Here is a 15,425-nt window from a genome sequence, read left to right as displayed (position 1 = left end):
TCTGGGCCGCGCTACAGGGCCGCCAGGGCGTCTAAAGTCAGTTTTGCTTGCGTGGGGTGCTCATCGAAGCCATTCGCGCCACCAGCGCCCGAATATCCTCGATTCTTAGGTGCTGATCGTTTCGAAGCATCTGCCTGTAAAGCAGCGTGACAATCTGGATCGAATCGACAGCACGAACCGGTAGCGCCACCGCCGCGCGACCGCGCTGGATCACCTTCACGAAGTAGTGCGAATCCTGAAAGTCGATATGGAGCGACTTGTCGTGTCCGCGGCCGTGGCCATCGAACTTCACGCTCGGGATCAGGTTCTCAAACAGGGCGAGGGCCATGTACGCCTCCTGCACCGTCAGCTGCACAATGATCTTGTTCTGCCAGTCGAACTCTCGGCGGCCGCCGCCGCCGCCCAGCGCCAGCGCACCTTCGATCTGGATCGTGCACTGGTTGCCAGCGCGCGTGCGCGCCTCGCTCACGCACAGCGCTGCTGAGCTGCCGAATATTTTGAAGGAGAAGTAGGGCGGCTCGATAGGCGCGGCCTGTGCCGGCGCCACCGTCGCGCTGCGGTTTGCTGCCTGCAGTCCAGCGCCCTGGAGGTAGGCGATAGCCCGGGCCCGGTTGCCCGGATTTGCGTTCGCAGCCTTGATCGTGTCGATGCCTGCCGAACCGTCGACCTTCGCCGCGGCGATGATGGCGAGGAGATCGAACTGGAAGCCCAGCTGCTCGACCGCGCGGCGCACGCCTGGCGCCAGCGCGTGCACCACGGCCGCCAGCTTCTCGCGGCGCTTGGTCTCGCCAACGGCGAACCATCGCAGGTCGTCCGCGAACGCTTTGCCTTCGGCGGTGCCGACCAGCTGCTGCAGCTGCTCGCTGGTCACGGAGGGCAGGCGGGCGGCGGCGAGGGTTTCGAGGATCGTGGACAGCTTCATTTCGGGTCGTCTTTGATGCGCGTGAGTTTGTAGTCGGCGGCTGAACGCTCGAGCGCGAGGCCGAGAACGCCTTTCAGTTCGTCGGGCCTGGCGCCGTTGTCCAATTGTCCCTTCGCGAACGTGTTGCGCAAGGTCCGGCCGCCAGCTCGGGCCGTGTCCAGGCCTGCGCGCTCGAACGTCGCGCGGATCTGCTTATAGACCGTTTTCTTGGTCATCTTCTCGCCATCGACGTTAGCGGGGAAGACGAAGTCGCCAACCATCGTCTTCTCGTTCACCATTCTCGCGCGCTCGTCCAGCCACGGCCGCAACTCGGCGACGCCTTCGCGGGGCAGGGGAGCGATGTGCTCATGGCTGGTGTCGTGCTTTTCCGCCGGCGTGATGGTCAGGTCAATCGAGCCGTCCAGCGCCACCTGGTTGCCGACTTCGTGCACGAGCAGTCCGATCGCCTCGGACACGCGCAGGCCCGCCAGCGCCATCACGACCTGCATGGCGCGATCGCGCCGGCGCTTCCAGCCATCGAACGCCGTCACGCGGCGCCGCCGCGGTGGATCCGCCGGCAGGGCGTCGAAGAACCGCTGCAGCTGCTCGGGGGAGAGGGCGCGGCCAGGACTGTCTTTCGGCAGGTCCTTCCGGTCGGTGGCAAGGATCGCCTGCTTCGCTGGATTGGGTACGACGCCCAGGTGTTCGTAGCAGCGTTCCAGCAGGCGCAGGTAGCGGTACCCGATCTTGCTGTTGAGGACCGGCTTGCCGCCGTCGACGCGCTGGACGAAGCGCACCAGGTCGCGAGGCGTCACGGTGGAGAAGGTCTTGCCCTGGCCAGCGATCCACGTGGCCACGTTCGCAAACATGAACATGTACGTCTTGGCCGACTCCGTCGACACGAGCTTGACCGTGCCGTCGGCGCGCAAGCGCCGACCGGTCTTGGCGAAATCGAGGGTGGTGACGAATTTCTCGAAGGCCTGTACCGGGTTTGCGTCCCACGAAGTCAGGTTTTTCATGAGGTGAAGGGAGTGTGGAGTTGTCGCCAAGTGTATCATAAAAGGTAACTAACCAACGGATACTTACGCGCCCCCAAGGGGTATGCGACTGCCACTGACTCCGGCGGGACCGGGGGGCTCTCTCTGCTCTCTTTCTGCTCTTTGCTCTCTCTCGGCCCTCTCAGCACTGGGGCCGGTCGAGCCGCCAGGACGTTCGGACGTAGAACAGCCCGGGACGTATCTGGAGGGTAGGGGTAGGGTTTCTATAGGTGGGTTAGTTACCTTTTGACGCGCCCGATAACCTGCCCTGCTGTGAAGGCCGGAAGAATAGTGCCGGGCATGGCGAGCCCTGATCGCTTAAATGAGGAGGGATATCGGAGACGATTTGCCCGGCCAGTGCCCGTAGCCGATTTCATACTTTCGGGATGATCGCGATGACGCGACTGCGGCACGTTACGCACTGGCGTGTTGCTGAGGAAAGCGAAAGCTGCCGGGGTACATGGAGGGTTTATGGTCACAAAGCGCCAGTTCAGTCACATTGAGAAATCCGCCATGCGGCACTTGAATTTCATGTCGCCTCAAGCATTCCAGGTGTCGCGCGATACTTGGCGAAAAGTGTGCTTCGACACGCTGCAGGCCGAGTTGGCAATGGAGTCTCAAGGTCATGAGATTGGCCGGCCCGGCGCCCGCGCCATTGCAGCGATTCAGCGACGCTGCGAACCTCTAGTTAAGGGGCAGAAGGTCCTCGAAATGGGCATTCGGACGACAGCCGGCTGGGACGCCTACACCGCTGATTTGAGAGAGGTGTACGCTCAGGAAAAACTGCTTTATACGCAGTTACCCCAGTTCGTTTGGGAACAGGCGAACGAATGCGTGTCGGCAAGCATACCCGCGGCCGTGGCATGGATACAGGCCGGTGGATACGAGTTGCTTCGTCCGGCAGTGGATCACATGACGGCCATCGCCATGGCGAGCAAGTTTAAAAACCCGGCTGCACGCTACAAGAGCGCTGCAGCCCACAGGCACACCGATGCTTTCTGGCGCCCGCTGATCCGCACTGGCGGGGGCGCCAAGTATTTCCTGTGTTATGCCGTCGCGGTTGCGATGGCCGACCAGTTCATGGGCGTCGCCTACGCAGTGCAAGGCAGAGCGAACAAACTCGATCCATTCGCTACGCCTCCATTTCTCGACCTCCTGACAACGCCACGCACGCTCTGGACGGATCGCTATCAGCCGATGGTGACAGCGCTCGCATTCATGCCGGCAGATCAAAGGGGGCACTTTGTGGCCGCGATCGCCGCGCAGCGGCAGGCGATGCAGCGTACTTTCGAAGACGCACAACGCATGAGCAGTGGATTAGAACGGCAAACAGGGCTGCTGGAAAAGCAGGCATCAACGCTTCGCAAACACCTGACAAGGGCGGAAGACCGGGCTACGCAGCTCCAGCATAACAACCTGGCCTTGATGGAAACGCTGCGCACGGCCACCTCGAAGGCCGCCGTCCGTCTGGCGCCAGCAGAGCATGCACGGGAAATTAACGGCTATGACTTGGCGCTACGCGAAAAGGAAACCCAGCTCGGGCGGCTCCAAACATCGCTTTCCGAGACGACCGAGCAATTGGCGCTGACACGTGAATTGCTGACCGTCTTACTGGAGCCGGCGCCTGGAGTGGGTGCCAAGCCTGTTCATGCCGGCCAGGAAACGGACCCGCAACAGTGGAGAATAGTATTCGTCGGCGGCCACGAAAGGCTGCATACGAAATTACGGAAGCAGATGCGCCGCGCGATTTTCCTGCATCCCGATCAAAGTCGGTTTTCGTCGGAAGCGTTCGATGGTGTCGACGCGGTCGTGTTTTCGATAGGGTATTGCAGTCACGCGCTGGCCTATCGTGCCGCAGACGAAGTGCGCCGGCGCGGGCTGCGCGCTGGATACAGCAACTGCACAAACGTGGAACTGGTGCTCGATGAGGTTCGCGCGATCTTGTACCAGGGACAGTGAAGATGTCTTCGCTCGCATGAACACGGTGTCCATCCGGTTCCAGCTGTAAGCCTTTGTAAACGCTCAGATCGAGGCTCCGAGCACGGCAAAAATGGGGTCGAGTTTTTGCCGTCCGCGACACGCAACATCGAGATGCTAGACTTCCTACGAAAGTTGCTGTAAATTAACGCTGTCGGCCTCCGGCATTTTTGTACCCCGCTCTCGCTTCTCTATGTCTCCATAGACAAGTGACGCACCTGTCACTTACTCCTTTTTTAACCCGCCTTGCGGAATTTATTAGGAGTAGTGCACCATGAAAACCATCTTGACCCAATCGGCAATCGCAGCTCACCAGGCCATCCTGGCACAACCTCAAGACGGCCAGCGCTACTCCCTTTACCCCGTGCATGAGCTGGAGTTTTGGAATCGTCTGTTCGCCTTCGCAAAGCAGCCCGCCACCGCCCAGCAAGTGCTGGACGAAATCGGCGAGATTGAAAACGAACCTTGCATCGAAAATGACCGCGTCTTCCGCAATGTGCAGCAGGCGCGGAAAATGGCAAAGCTCGCTTTGCTGAACTGATCAGTGCAGGTCGATAATTAAGCATTTGGCGACAGGAACCTGGGAACCCAGGGTCTTGTCGGCCAGTGCCAGCGCCATGTTGGCCACGTCGACCAACCCCTTTGCACGTGCTTCTGGGATCGTCTCGCGCAGCGTGTTGCTGAAGAGGTTCACCAAGTTTTCTTCCGTTGGACTGTCCGGATCGCTCACCCCTCCCGCCTCACGCAACCAGCGCTCGTAAGTCTCGTCTGGAACGCTGTTCAAATCAGTAGCCATAAAATTCCCTCAAGTAATAATGTCCCCATTGTAGGCGCGCGATAGCGCCGCGCAAGCTACCCTCTCCGCATCTCTCGTATCTGCCCTGGCCAAGCGCAGATCCTTCTCAGGACACCTCTTTCTATTGCCGCCCTGCGGCATTTACTGGAGGTTCTATGTACCCTACAAACCCAGTCGCTACTCTCAAGCCGGCTGTGGTCCATCAGCTGAACATCTTCGGCGACGTCGACGAAATCCCTGTCAACCCACCGAAGCCCGGCAAAGCGAAACCACCCGGTCCCGCACCGTTGCACGACGCGCCAGCGCCGGCGACAAAAGCCGCCAAGCCTGTCAAGTCCGGATTGGACAACCGGCCCGTTCCTACCCCACCGGCTCCCGCGAAAGCGCTGCCGGCCGCCGACGAGCTGCTTGTCGATCCTGACGAGCCGGTATCGGTCGACCTGGAGGCCATCGAAACCAGCGACACGCCGGAAACGATCTTGGCCAAGCGCATGTTCCTGCGAATGATGTGGGACATCGAGGGCAAGTCGGAAGACGTCGAGCCTGACCTTTTCGGCCAGGCCTCGGTCGCCAGCGACAAAACCAGCCAAGCCGACCTGAACCGTCTGGATGCGCTGATCTGGCTCTACAGCCTCAATCCGGACGGAGGCCTGGTCACCGTCGAGTGGGTGTGCGATGTGCTCGGGTTCGACCCGCATCGTGTGCGCCGTATCGTAGGTCGCAGTCTTCGCAAGGAACTCAAACGCGTGGTGCACCTGCTGTCCACGATCGTGGGCGCACAGCACGCCCAGGTCTGCGAGGACAAGATCTCCGACTACCTCGACATCTCCAACTGGAGCTTCAACTAAGCCGAGCGTCCTGCTCCCGGTTCTTCCTCCTGCAATTCATCACTCCGAAAGCACCCTATGAACGACCCGTTCGCATCGCTGTTTGGGCAGGCCCCTGGCCTGGCCAGTTCCTTCAACGACATCTTCAACGACAAGGCCGCCGTTCCGGTGGCGCCGCCGACGCCTGCACCACTGCCGGCGCCGCACTCGATCCCTTCCAACAAAGCTGGCGAATAGCCGCATCCCCTTTTCCAAACGAGGCACTACCATGCAAGCATACGGACACAAACGCAGCTACCGCGTCGAGACTGACGCTATCCACGCTGGCCAGCCGGAACCGCGCAAGCAGGCCCCGAAAGGCTGCGACAGCGCGCGACGCAAGTCGGCCCGTCAGGCAGCGCGCACCGACATCAAGACGGCGATCTTCCACTGATCCTGCCGACGTACTCTCGAATTTACCGCCGCCCCTCACAAGGGGGCGGCAACACCCCCACCGTTCATCATTGCCCGCGGCATCGATGAGCCTTCGCGCTCTCCCCATTTACACGCCGAGCTTCGGCATATTTGGGAGAATCTATGTTGAAAATCCTGCACGCCTCGGACCTGCATTACAGTCCGGGCAATCTGGTGGAAGCTGATCGATGCTTCGGCCATGCAGTTGAACAGGCAATCGCTCACGACGTCGCTGTTGCGATGCTCACTGGCGACCTTACAGACCACGCACTGGACGGCCACTCGCCGGCATTGCTAGCGCTGGCAAAACGCATCAAGCAGCTGGCGGATCACTGCCCGGTCTTTCTGCTGCAGGGCACCTTCTCTCACGAGCCGGTGGGCCTGCTCAAGATGCTGGAAATGATCGGTGCGCGTCATCCAATTATCGTCTCGGACAAGATCGGAATGATCGGCCTGTCGGAAGGGAAGTGGCTGGAATACGACCCGACCTACACCGATGTCAAATACGACCTGGTCATCACTAGCGTGCCGACCGTGAACAAGGCGGAACTGGCCCTCGTCGTCGGCGCCGACAACGCAAGTGTCGAAATGGGCAATCACCTCGCTGCGCTTCTCGGGCTGTTCGGACCAGCTAATGCTGCGCTGCGCCGCCGGGGTGTTCCTACGGTACTTGCCAGTCACGGCACCGTCGACGGTTCGCTCAACGAATCGGGTGTTCCGATGGCAGGCCTCGATCACGAGTTCTCACTGGGTGCGCTGTTCTCGGCGCAGACCAGCGCGACGATGCTCGGCCACATTCACATGCACCAGCAATGGACGCGTGAGCATGACGGCCGCACGCAACGCATCGCGTATCCGGGCTCGATCGGGCGCTATCACTACGGGGAGTTGGGGGAGAAGTTCTGCCTCATCTGGAACGTCTCAGCCGAAACGGCCGACTTCACCCCTGTGCAAACGCCGTCCAAGCGCATGATCGAAATCGCGTTCGACGGAGTCCCCAACCTGGACGAGCTGGCCACCGTTGCGGAGCAATGCCGCGATGCCTTCGTTCGGGTCCGGTACTCGGTAGATGAAGAGTTCGTCAAGACCGTCGATCGGCAAGCGATCAAGCAGATCCTGGGCACGGCTGCGGAAGTGAAGATCGAGGGCGAAGTGCTCACGATCCAGCGCCAGCGCTGCGCCGGTATCTCGACGCTCACTTCGGTCGAGGAACGGTTCATGCGGTGGTGCGACTTCACGAACACGCCCAAGGACGGACTGGCCGAAAGGCTCTCCATGCTGCAAACGATGGCGCCGGAAGATATCGCAAGCGCCTTCGCCCTCACCAACAAACGCCCCGGGCTTTCAGCACCTGAACCATCGGGCCAGCCTGCCCAAGCAATCCAGCCAGAACCAGAATTTGAAGATATCGGTTTTTGACTTCACCCAACTGCAATTTATGACGCGGCCGCCTTGAGCGGCCGTTCGTCCATCAGGAGAAAAAACATGGCAATGCATCGCGTAATTTTCGAAGACGAAGTTGAAGCTGACTCGCCGGAGGACGCCGCAATTATCGTGCGCGACATGCTCAAGGCGGGTTCGCCATCGAGCATCTTCATCGTAGACGTCGCCGGCGGCAAGGTCGTCGTCGACACCGAGGATGGGAATGAAAGCGTGATCCGCGACGATCGTAATCGTATCGGCCCCGTGGTTATGCGCCGCGAAGGCCCGACCGGTGTCGTGACCTCGCCAGTGATGGCGAAGTTCTGCGATCACAACAGCATGGAAAGCAAAACCGACCTCGAACGGATCGACGACAAGTGGTTGCGGTTGCGGGGTTTTGGCCCCGAAGCCTACTACGTGATGGTCGGCCCCGATGGTAGCGAAAGCGAGCCGTTCGCGGTCATCACTGTTCAACGTTGCTTCGCTTCCGACGACACGCATCCGGCGACGCATTTCGCGCTGGCCGCGTACGCACAAAATTCACAACACTAAAGGCCGCGCTGCGGCATCTACGAGGGAATCATGATCAAAGCAATTATCGAAGCGATGAAGTTCGAAATCGCAAAGTACCACCTGGAGCTGCTGCAGCGCCATCCGAAAGATCTGGACATCGACATGGCGATGTTGGAGCGTTTCGTCTCCCCCGGCCTGAAATACGCCTGGATGGTTGGCGACAGCCACACGCATGCGGCGGCGCTCGGGATACATCAGAACCTCAACGAGCTTCCGACGTACGTTACCCGACTTGCCAACAACGATCGCTTCTATCTGCTGACGGTCGGAAAGGCCCCGGAGCAATTCACTTTGAAAGAAGTGGATCGCGTAGCGTTCGCAGCGCTGGCCAACACGCCGATTCCCTACCGTATGGTCGGGCCGGTTGACTCCTTCTGGCTGTATCGGAACGAGTCGCGCGTCGGCACCTGTGTCGTTACCCGTGAGGGGACGTTCGAAAAACCTGTCTACAAGATCGCGCTCACGCCGATGGCCGGCATCGGCAAGATCGATCGCGAAGCCCTGCAGGAATGGGGGCAGCAAGCAGTCACCAAAAAAGCTGGCTCGCTTTTCGCGCGCAGCCAGGTGGAATGGCTGGATCCGATCAAGCTGGCGCTCGCCGCTTAAACCGCCTCCCGACACCTCTCCTTCCGGGGATTGGTGCTCGGGCGTCGTCTTCAAAGTTACTTGCTTTTCGATGCCTCGCATCGATGAGCACAGCTCAAGCCTTTTCCCCGCCGATCCTCGGCATCCATCTACGCCTCGCGCGTTTCCCCCTGCAACTCGCCGTCCTACGGCAGATCCTTGGAGCAAACTCATGTTCGACAAAAACGATATCGACCTCATCGCTGCTGTTATTGGCATGGTCACTACGATCTTCACCGCGCTCGCTGGCCAAGCAATCCTGGGCCGCAAGCGTCTGCAAGAAAAGCTGGACATCGCATATGCCGACATCGCTTACCTTCTGGCGGTCGAGGCTGCGCATTGCGACCGGCACAAGGAGCTGAACCAGGCCAGTTTCAAGCTGCGCATCCGAAAAGAAGTGAACGCGACGGGCCTGGCCTGGAGCGGTCGTTTCACGCCGGGCCGGGTTCGCCTGAACCGCCGCGGCCGCGCACTTTCGACCACCATCAGCGCACGCCTCATCGTGCTGACGAAGATGATTCTGCGCGCGACGCTGCATGCGATCGCCTACCTGTTGGACCGCGTACCGCGCTGGTTCGACGTGGCCTTGGTCACGGTCGAAAACGGCGTAGCGAAAACGATCGCTGCGCGCTTGGCGGCGAAGCGCAACACCTGATAGTCCCTGCAACTGATTGACCCTGCAACGGCCCGCCTCGCGCGGGCCGATTTCATTCACCGTACCCACGGAATCTCCAAGATGAACAACGCCCTTCAACTCGCAGCGCCAGCTGGCGCCAACCTGCAACCTGCGACGCAAGCTGCTGAACCGCCTGTCGAAATCTTCGACAGGTATGCCGATTCGGTCATCTCGTGCTACGCGCACCATTACGAAGCCATCGAAGTGCATGGCGTTCGCAACCTCGCATCCGGTAGCGACGACGCGACCTGCTACGAAATCGATAACGTCACACCGACGTCGTTCTCGGTCTATGTCCACCTCAAGGAAGGGGGTCTGGATTGTGTGGGCGACTTCGGCAAGTACGCTGATGCCGTCCAATACGGCGCGGAGGTTAGTGCCGAGTACGGGTGGCCTGTGCGGAACCATGTCCTCGACCAACACCGCACGGCGACCCTCGCGAAACTGCAATGACCCGCTGCCCGCCGACCTTGTGTCGGCGGGTGTTGCGGGCTTTACTTGATTGAGTGCAATAACCTGCTATCATGGCGTGGTCGCCCTGCGGCATTGTTGTGCCTTCCTGATTTCCCTGCTTCCCGATGCCTTTCATCGGCAAGCTGCTCGCCAGCTGACTCCATTGTTAACACCGCTATGCGGGATGGAGCCACATTGAAACCCCTGAAATTAACGCTGCAAGGCTTTACGGGCATCTTCGCGGCCTTTGGCCGTGACAGCCTGGTCCTCGACCTTCAAACGATTCCTCAAGACGCGGCACTCGTCGCGCTGGTCGGCCCGAACGGCGCCGGCAAAAGCACGATCCTAGACTCGCTCCACCCTTACCGCGTCATGCCTTCGCGCTCGACTACGTTGGGACCGGGCGGCTTCTCGTACTGGACGCAGATCAGCGGCGTCACTGCGCTGAAGGAACTGGTTTGGGAAAACGATGGGGTCTGCTACCGCACGGTGCTGTCCTTCAAGACCACTGGCAAAACCCAGAAGTCCGACTGCTACCTGTATCAACTGGACGCCGGCGGCGATTGGAAGCCCGTACAGCTCGCTGATGGCACGCTTTCCGATGGGAAGTCGTCCACCTACGATCACCTTGTCGACACGATCTTGGGCCCGCCTGAGAAGTTCTTCACGGCGCACTTTTCGGCTCAAGGCAGGAAGACTATCGCGTCCTATGGGGCAGGGGACATCAAGTCGATTCTGGCTTCGGTGCTCAACCTGCAGGGCTACCGCGAACTGGCTGCGAAAGCTGCCTTGGTCGGGAAGTTCATGCGCCAGCAGCTCGAAGGCCTGAACGGCGACTTGGCCGAGGCCCGCAACCATGAAAGCACCGCTGCCGTTCTCCAAGGTGAGGTCGCCGCGGTCGACGCACGGATTCGCGCCGGCGGCGCCGATGAGGTCACGGCCCATGCGAACGTCGACCGTGCGCGCGAGGCCTTGGCCGGACTTCTGGCCAAGCGCGATGCACAGGAGAAGAATGCCGAGGAAGTTCGTTTCCTGAACGAGCAAATCGGCGCTGTTGTGACGAAGGCTGCCAGCAGCAAGGCAAGCGTCAGCACTCAGTTCGACAAGGAACGCGAGCGTCATCAGTCCGAGGCCACCAGCGCCAAGGCTGCGATCGCAACTGCGCAGAACAGCGTGCAGTCCAGCGAAGTGGAAGTGCGGCGGCTCAATGCCATGCTCGCGGCGAAGGACGCGATCGCGCAAGCGGTAGAGCGCCTCCCGGAACACAAGTGCCTTATCGAGCAGATCGACAGTTCGGTCGATGCGGACCAGACTATTTTGGCTGGCGCTGCCACGCTGCGTAGTGAGCTCACCAATCTCGTCGCCCAAAAGGCAAGGCTCTCGTCCGAAGGGCAGGCAAGGACCATTGTCATCCAGAACCTCAAGGCTACTGCGTCGCTCGTCGACCAGGTGCCTTGCAAGGGTTCCGAGATGCAGTTGGCGTGTCCGTTGATGGAACAGGCAAACGCGGCAATGCGCGACGTCCCGGCTCGTGAAGCGGAACAAAATGCAAAGCGCTCAGCCTACGAGGCACTGGCCCTGCAGGTGAAGGATCTGCAAGCGAAGGTAGCCGGCTTCGACACCATCGAGGCGGAAGTGCGTGAGGCGCAGAAGAAGCGAAAAACCGCTGCTGCTGCGCTGGACGCCGACAACCGGCTGGCCGCGCGTGCGCCGCTCATCGCTGACGCTGAAACGCGCCTACCGGTGCTGGCCCAGGCAATCGAGGAACAACGGCAGGTCATCGCCAGGGCTACCGAACGCCTGACGCAAGCAACGACCGCGCTAGCGGCAATCGATTCGGAGAAGGCGCAGGCACTGGCCCTCATCGAGACGAATGCACAGGCCGAAACGAAGGTGCTCGAAGACCGGCTGGCGAAGCTGGAGAAGCCTGTGAGCGATGCTGAGGTAGAGGCTTACCAAACTGCTGTCTCGCGCGCTGGCGCCGCACTGGTCGAAGTTCAGGCCAGGGCGAGTGCCCTCACTGAGCAAAAAGTAACTTTGATGGGCAAGCTCGAGGCCGTGCGTGCACTGGCTGCGCGCTCCGGACAGGTAAAGGAGCAGGCCGAACGCCTGCAGGAAGAAATCGCAAAGTGGAAGCTCGCCGAAAAGGGTCTGGGCAATGATGGCTGCGTGGCGTTGAGTATCGACGACGCGGGGCCGGAAATTGCCGCGATCTGCAACAGCCTTCTCTCGGACTGCTTTGAAGGGCGCTTTGTCGTGCGCCTCGACACGCAGAGCGAGACGAAAGCCGGAACGATGAAGGAGACCTTCGATGTGAAGGTGTTCGACGGACACCGGGGCACTGAAAAAAGTTTGGGCGATATGTCGGGCGGGGAAGAAGTGCTCGTCAACGAATGCCTGACCCGCTCGGTGGCGCTGTACGCATCGCAGTCCTGCACCACACGCTGCGAAACGCTGTTCACCGACGAAACAGACGGTGCGCTCGATCTGGACGCCAAACGCACGTTCATGCAGATGAAGCGTGCCGTTCTCAAGCAAGGCGGCTATGGCCGAGAATTCTTTATCTCCCACACGCCGGAATTGTGGGAGATGGCGGATTACAAAATCATGGTTGCTGAACTGTAAAACCAACACCCTGGCGCGAAAGCGCCGGGGTTTTCTCAGCATGTCGAACAGATCACTTCTGCTTCGCAAAAATTTCCTGTAAGATATTTCTGTCGGCCTCCGGCATTGTTGTACACCTTCCAGCTTTTCGATACGACCGTATCGGAGAGCTATCAAAAAAGCTCACTCCTTGATACCGCCGAACTTCGGCATCCCAGGAGAATCCCATGAGCCTTTATCCTCAGGCCCCTAAAAAGCCCGATGACTTCGCATTCAAACTGCTGAGTTTTCCGTTCGACACCCTCGAAGCAATTGGCAGCCGTATCGCCAACGCCTTCACCAGTATCCCAAAGCAGCAACCGAAGGAACCCGCGCCGGCGCCAGTCGCCGAACGCATTCCCGACATCACCGCCAACCAGCAGTACATGGTCGCCGATCGCGTCTACCGCACCGAAGTGTGCGGCCGCAATGTCAGCTTCTACCAGTATCACGCCGCTCAAGTAATTCGCATCTCCTGCCGGGAACTGCGCCACCTCAAACCGCTCGAGTTCACGCCTGCCATCGCCGAAGGCGCTGCGCTGGTGTACGACATCGACGGTGCGATTCAGTGGGTGCGGCAAACGGGCCTCGACTCGAACTCAGCAAAGCACGCCGCATCGAAAGCCCCGGCCCGCCCGGTCAAAGGTGCGGCCAAAACGCAGTCACCACCTTGGGACGTAACGGAGGAACCAGTAAAGGCCAAGCCGGTAGTCCAGGCTGCGGCCAATGCTCCCCTCAAAATCGTCCCGGCCAATGGCAACAAGAGCGTCCCTTTCACCGGCAAGATCGTGTCGTTCGGGACCACGCGGATCGGCGGCGATGGCCGCAAGCCCTACTGGACCTACGCGATGACCTTGCGGTCGGAGACAGGTTCGTACGAAAAGCAATTCATCGGCGAGCACCTGGCTGACCTGGTAACCGACCTCGGCCTTCAAGAAGGCCAGTTGGTCCGCCTGCAGCTGCTGGGTAAGCATCACTTTGAAGTGGAAGTGAACGGCAAGATGGAAGAACGCTGCCGCAATCACTACGCAATCGACACCCTCTAAAAATCTAGGAAATCAGAATGGCATCAGTCAACAAGTGCATCATCGTCGGCAACCTCGGCCGCGACCCGGAAATCCGCTACCTCCCGAGTGGCGACGCAATCGCGAACATCGCGGTGGCGACCTCGTATAAGTCGAAGGACCGCAACAGCGGCGAGCAGAAAGAGCTCACCGAATGGCATCGGATCTCCTTCTTCGGCCGCCTCGCTGAAATCGTGGGCCAGTACCTCAAAAAGGGGGCCTCGGTCTACGTTGAAGGCCGCCTGCAGACCCGCAAGTACACGGACAAGGACGGCATCGAGCGCTACGCGACGGACATCATCGCTGAGAGCATGCAGATGCTTGGCGGTCGTGCCGGCGGCGATGACAGTGCAGGGGATCACGACGGTGGCTACGAACAGCAGCAACGTCCGGCCCCGCGCCGAGCGCCAGCAGCACCGGCGCCAGCAGCCCGTCCGCAACCGCGGCAGGGCACTGGTGGTGGCGGTGGTGGCTCGCCTCCGAACCCTGGCCCGCGCCCGGGTTCGCAGCACGACGAGTTCGCGGACGATATACCGTTCATCGGCCGATTCGACGCAATGCAAGTAGTCGAGTTTTAACCTGCAAGTACCTGGTGTCGCCCTCGGGCGGCACCAAGAAAACCTCCCCGGTTTTCTTGAGATGCCCATGTCTCACGAAAGCCTCTATCGACAGAGTGCCTGACCCTATTTTTATTCGCCACATCGTGGCAGTGAGGGCATATGGGAATCGACTTTGCAAAGGTGGACTGGGCAGTAAAACTGGCCGCCGCAGGAATTGACAGTAATTGCTTGAGGTTGAACAAGGCAGGCCCGTGCCCGCTTTGCTTCGACGGCAAACACGGGGGCAAGCGCTTCCGCTTCGACAACAAGGGCGGCCTGGGCACCTGGTATTGCCAGCAGTGCGGCGCCGGCAACGGCTACACGCTGATCGAGCGCTACACAGGCATGTCCAAGGTCGAAATCCTCAAGTTCCTCGACGATGGAACCTGTGGCCTCAGCTCGGACACGCCAGTAAAACGCTTCACGTTCGAGGACACCGACTTCAGTCCAGAGCAGGTGAAGAAGAACCGCGCCAATCTGGTGGAGGTCTCTGCGGGCAGCCGCTCGCTGACCGGCAACGATCCAGTCTCGCTGTACCTGCGCAAGCGGGTACCGGGCTGCGACCTGAGCAAGATCAGCCAGGATATTCGCTTCCATCCTGGGCTGAAATTCTTCGAAGAAGGGGAGAACGGCCGATTCATCTACCGCGGCACCTTCCCCACGATGGTTGCTCGGGCCGTAGACGCAGCTGGTCAGCCGATCACGCTCCATCGCACCTACCTGACCTCGAAAGGGGAGAAGGCGCCGCTCGAGGATCCGAAGAAGCAAATGAAGGGCATTCGCAAACTGGATGGCGCTGCAATTCGTCTCGTTGAGCTGCCGGAAAGCCGCACGCTTGGACTGACGGAGGGCATCGAAACCGGGCTGGCTGTCGCTACCGGGTATCGCTACCGCATCAACGTCTGGTCGCTGCTCAACTGCGGCAACCTGGCGCTGGCCGACATTCCAAAAGGGCGGTTCGACAAGGTCATCATTTTCGCGGACCACGACCGTACCGATGTGAAAAAGAAGTATCGGCCCGGTGAACATCACGCTCTGCTGCTTAAAGAGCGGCTGGTGGAGTTGGGCTTCGAAGTTGAAATCAAAATCCCGCCAGAAGAGGGGACCGATTTTGCCGACGTCTGGCTCGCGATACAGAACCAGGAGCAGGGGAAATCCCTGCAAGCTGCGAAACCACAGGTCCCGATCCGGCCTACCGTGCAACCCCGGCCGCTCGTTCGTCCGCCATCGCGGCCGTACGTCCAGAGCCAACAACTTTAAACCAGCGGACAGGCCCTCTTTTTGGGGGTCTGCCTGTTGCCTTGAGGAATATTCGGTGTACAATTCATATCGTCGGTTTTCGGCATTTTTGTACAAGTTCCCGGTGCTCTCGTCAGCGCC

Annotated in this window: 17 protein-coding genes; 14 read left to right on the top strand and 3 right to left on the bottom strand. The window is 60.2% G+C overall.

Annotated elements, in window-relative coordinates:
* Positions 1-37: 37 nt before the first annotated feature.
* Together ACFPO9_RS17280 and ACFPO9_RS17275 are read right to left on the bottom strand one after the other, a co-directional pair.
* Entirely contained in the window at positions 38-922 is an 885-nt protein-coding gene (locus ACFPO9_RS17280; RefSeq protein ID WP_379772615.1) for a hypothetical protein, read from the bottom strand.
* Positions 919-1,920, bottom strand: coding sequence for a tyrosine-type recombinase/integrase (locus tag ACFPO9_RS17275; RefSeq protein WP_379772612.1), 1,002 nt, complete (start codon positions 1,918-1,920; stop codon positions 919-921). The genes ACFPO9_RS17280 and ACFPO9_RS17275 overlap by 4 nt, the downstream gene beginning before the upstream one ends.
* A 489-nt stretch (positions 1,921-2,409) precedes the next feature.
* Here ACFPO9_RS17275 and ACFPO9_RS17270 point away from each other — a divergent pair, with 489 nt between their 5' ends.
* Positions 2,410-3,897: a hypothetical protein gene (locus ACFPO9_RS17270; RefSeq protein ID WP_379772610.1), complete on the top strand. Its 1,488-nt coding sequence runs from the start codon at positions 2,410-2,412 to the stop codon at positions 3,895-3,897.
* 292 nt (positions 3,898-4,189) lie between these two features.
* Entirely contained in the window at positions 4,190-4,456 is a 267-nt protein-coding gene (locus ACFPO9_RS17265) for a hypothetical protein (RefSeq protein WP_379772608.1), read from the top strand.
* Here ACFPO9_RS17265 and ACFPO9_RS17260 read toward each other — a convergent pair whose 3' ends face one another.
* Positions 4,457-4,711, bottom strand: a complete 255-nt coding sequence (locus ACFPO9_RS17260; protein WP_379772606.1) for a hypothetical protein — start codon at positions 4,709-4,711, stop codon at positions 4,457-4,459.
* 155 nt (positions 4,712-4,866) lie between these two features.
* Between ACFPO9_RS17260 and ACFPO9_RS17255 the strand changes: the two genes are divergently transcribed.
* The 12 genes from ACFPO9_RS17255 (at position 4,867) to ACFPO9_RS17200 (ending at position 15,305) form a co-directional block, all read left to right on the top strand.
* The gene (locus tag ACFPO9_RS17255; RefSeq protein ID WP_379772604.1) at positions 4,867-5,559 is read left to right on the top strand and encodes a hypothetical protein; all 693 of its coding nucleotides are present in this window, start codon (positions 4,867-4,869) and stop codon (positions 5,557-5,559) included.
* Positions 5,560-5,616: 57 nt separating this feature from the next.
* Entirely contained in the window at positions 5,617-5,775 is a 159-nt protein-coding gene (locus tag ACFPO9_RS17250) for a hypothetical protein (RefSeq protein ID WP_379772601.1), read from the top strand.
* 31 nt (positions 5,776-5,806) lie between these two features.
* Positions 5,807-5,971 carry a hypothetical protein gene (locus tag ACFPO9_RS17245; RefSeq protein ID WP_379772598.1) on the top strand — a complete coding sequence of 55 codons (165 nt, stop codon included), beginning with the start codon at positions 5,807-5,809 and terminating at the stop codon, positions 5,969-5,971.
* Between the two features lie 143 nt (positions 5,972-6,114).
* Positions 6,115-7,410: a metallophosphoesterase family protein gene (locus ACFPO9_RS17240; RefSeq protein WP_379772596.1), complete on the top strand. Its 1,296-nt coding sequence runs from the start codon at positions 6,115-6,117 to the stop codon at positions 7,408-7,410.
* 66 nt (positions 7,411-7,476) lie between these two features.
* Positions 7,477-7,965 carry a hypothetical protein gene (locus ACFPO9_RS17235; RefSeq protein WP_379772593.1) on the top strand — a complete coding sequence of 163 codons (489 nt, stop codon included), beginning with the start codon at positions 7,477-7,479 and terminating at the stop codon, positions 7,963-7,965.
* Positions 7,966-7,995: 30 nt separating this feature from the next.
* Positions 7,996-8,592: a hypothetical protein gene (locus ACFPO9_RS17230; protein WP_379772591.1), complete on the top strand. Its 597-nt coding sequence runs from the start codon at positions 7,996-7,998 to the stop codon at positions 8,590-8,592.
* A 190-nt stretch (positions 8,593-8,782) separates the two neighbouring features.
* Positions 8,783-9,265: a hypothetical protein gene (locus ACFPO9_RS17225; RefSeq protein ID WP_379772588.1), complete on the top strand. Its 483-nt coding sequence runs from the start codon at positions 8,783-8,785 to the stop codon at positions 9,263-9,265.
* A gap of 81 nt (positions 9,266-9,346) precedes the next feature.
* A complete protein-coding gene (locus tag ACFPO9_RS17220) occupies positions 9,347-9,739 on the top strand; it encodes a hypothetical protein (protein ID WP_379772585.1) in 393 nt (130 codons plus the stop codon).
* Positions 9,740-9,934: 195 nt separating this feature from the next.
* A complete protein-coding gene (locus tag ACFPO9_RS17215; RefSeq protein WP_379772583.1) occupies positions 9,935-12,364 on the top strand; it encodes a hypothetical protein in 2,430 nt (809 codons plus the stop codon).
* A gap of 206 nt (positions 12,365-12,570) precedes the next feature.
* Complete coding sequence (locus tag ACFPO9_RS17210; RefSeq protein ID WP_379772581.1) at positions 12,571-13,428, top strand: hypothetical protein; 858 nt, start codon at positions 12,571-12,573, stop codon at positions 13,426-13,428.
* Between the two features lie 17 nt (positions 13,429-13,445).
* A complete protein-coding gene (gene ssb / locus ACFPO9_RS17205) occupies positions 13,446-14,024 on the top strand; it encodes a single-stranded DNA-binding protein (RefSeq protein WP_379772579.1) in 579 nt (192 codons plus the stop codon).
* Between the two features lie 141 nt (positions 14,025-14,165).
* Positions 14,166-15,305, top strand: a complete 1,140-nt coding sequence (locus ACFPO9_RS17200; RefSeq protein WP_379772576.1) for a DUF7146 domain-containing protein — start codon at positions 14,166-14,168, stop codon at positions 15,303-15,305.
* Positions 15,306-15,425 lie beyond the last annotated feature (120 nt).

Origin of the sequence: Massilia aerilata, assembly GCF_042656905.1 — a bacterium.
Classification (GTDB): domain Bacteria; phylum Pseudomonadota; class Gammaproteobacteria; order Burkholderiales; family Burkholderiaceae_D; genus Telluria; species Telluria aerilata.
The sequence above is the reverse complement of the archived record's forward strand: the minus strand, read 5'-3'. Positions and strand labels throughout refer to the sequence as shown.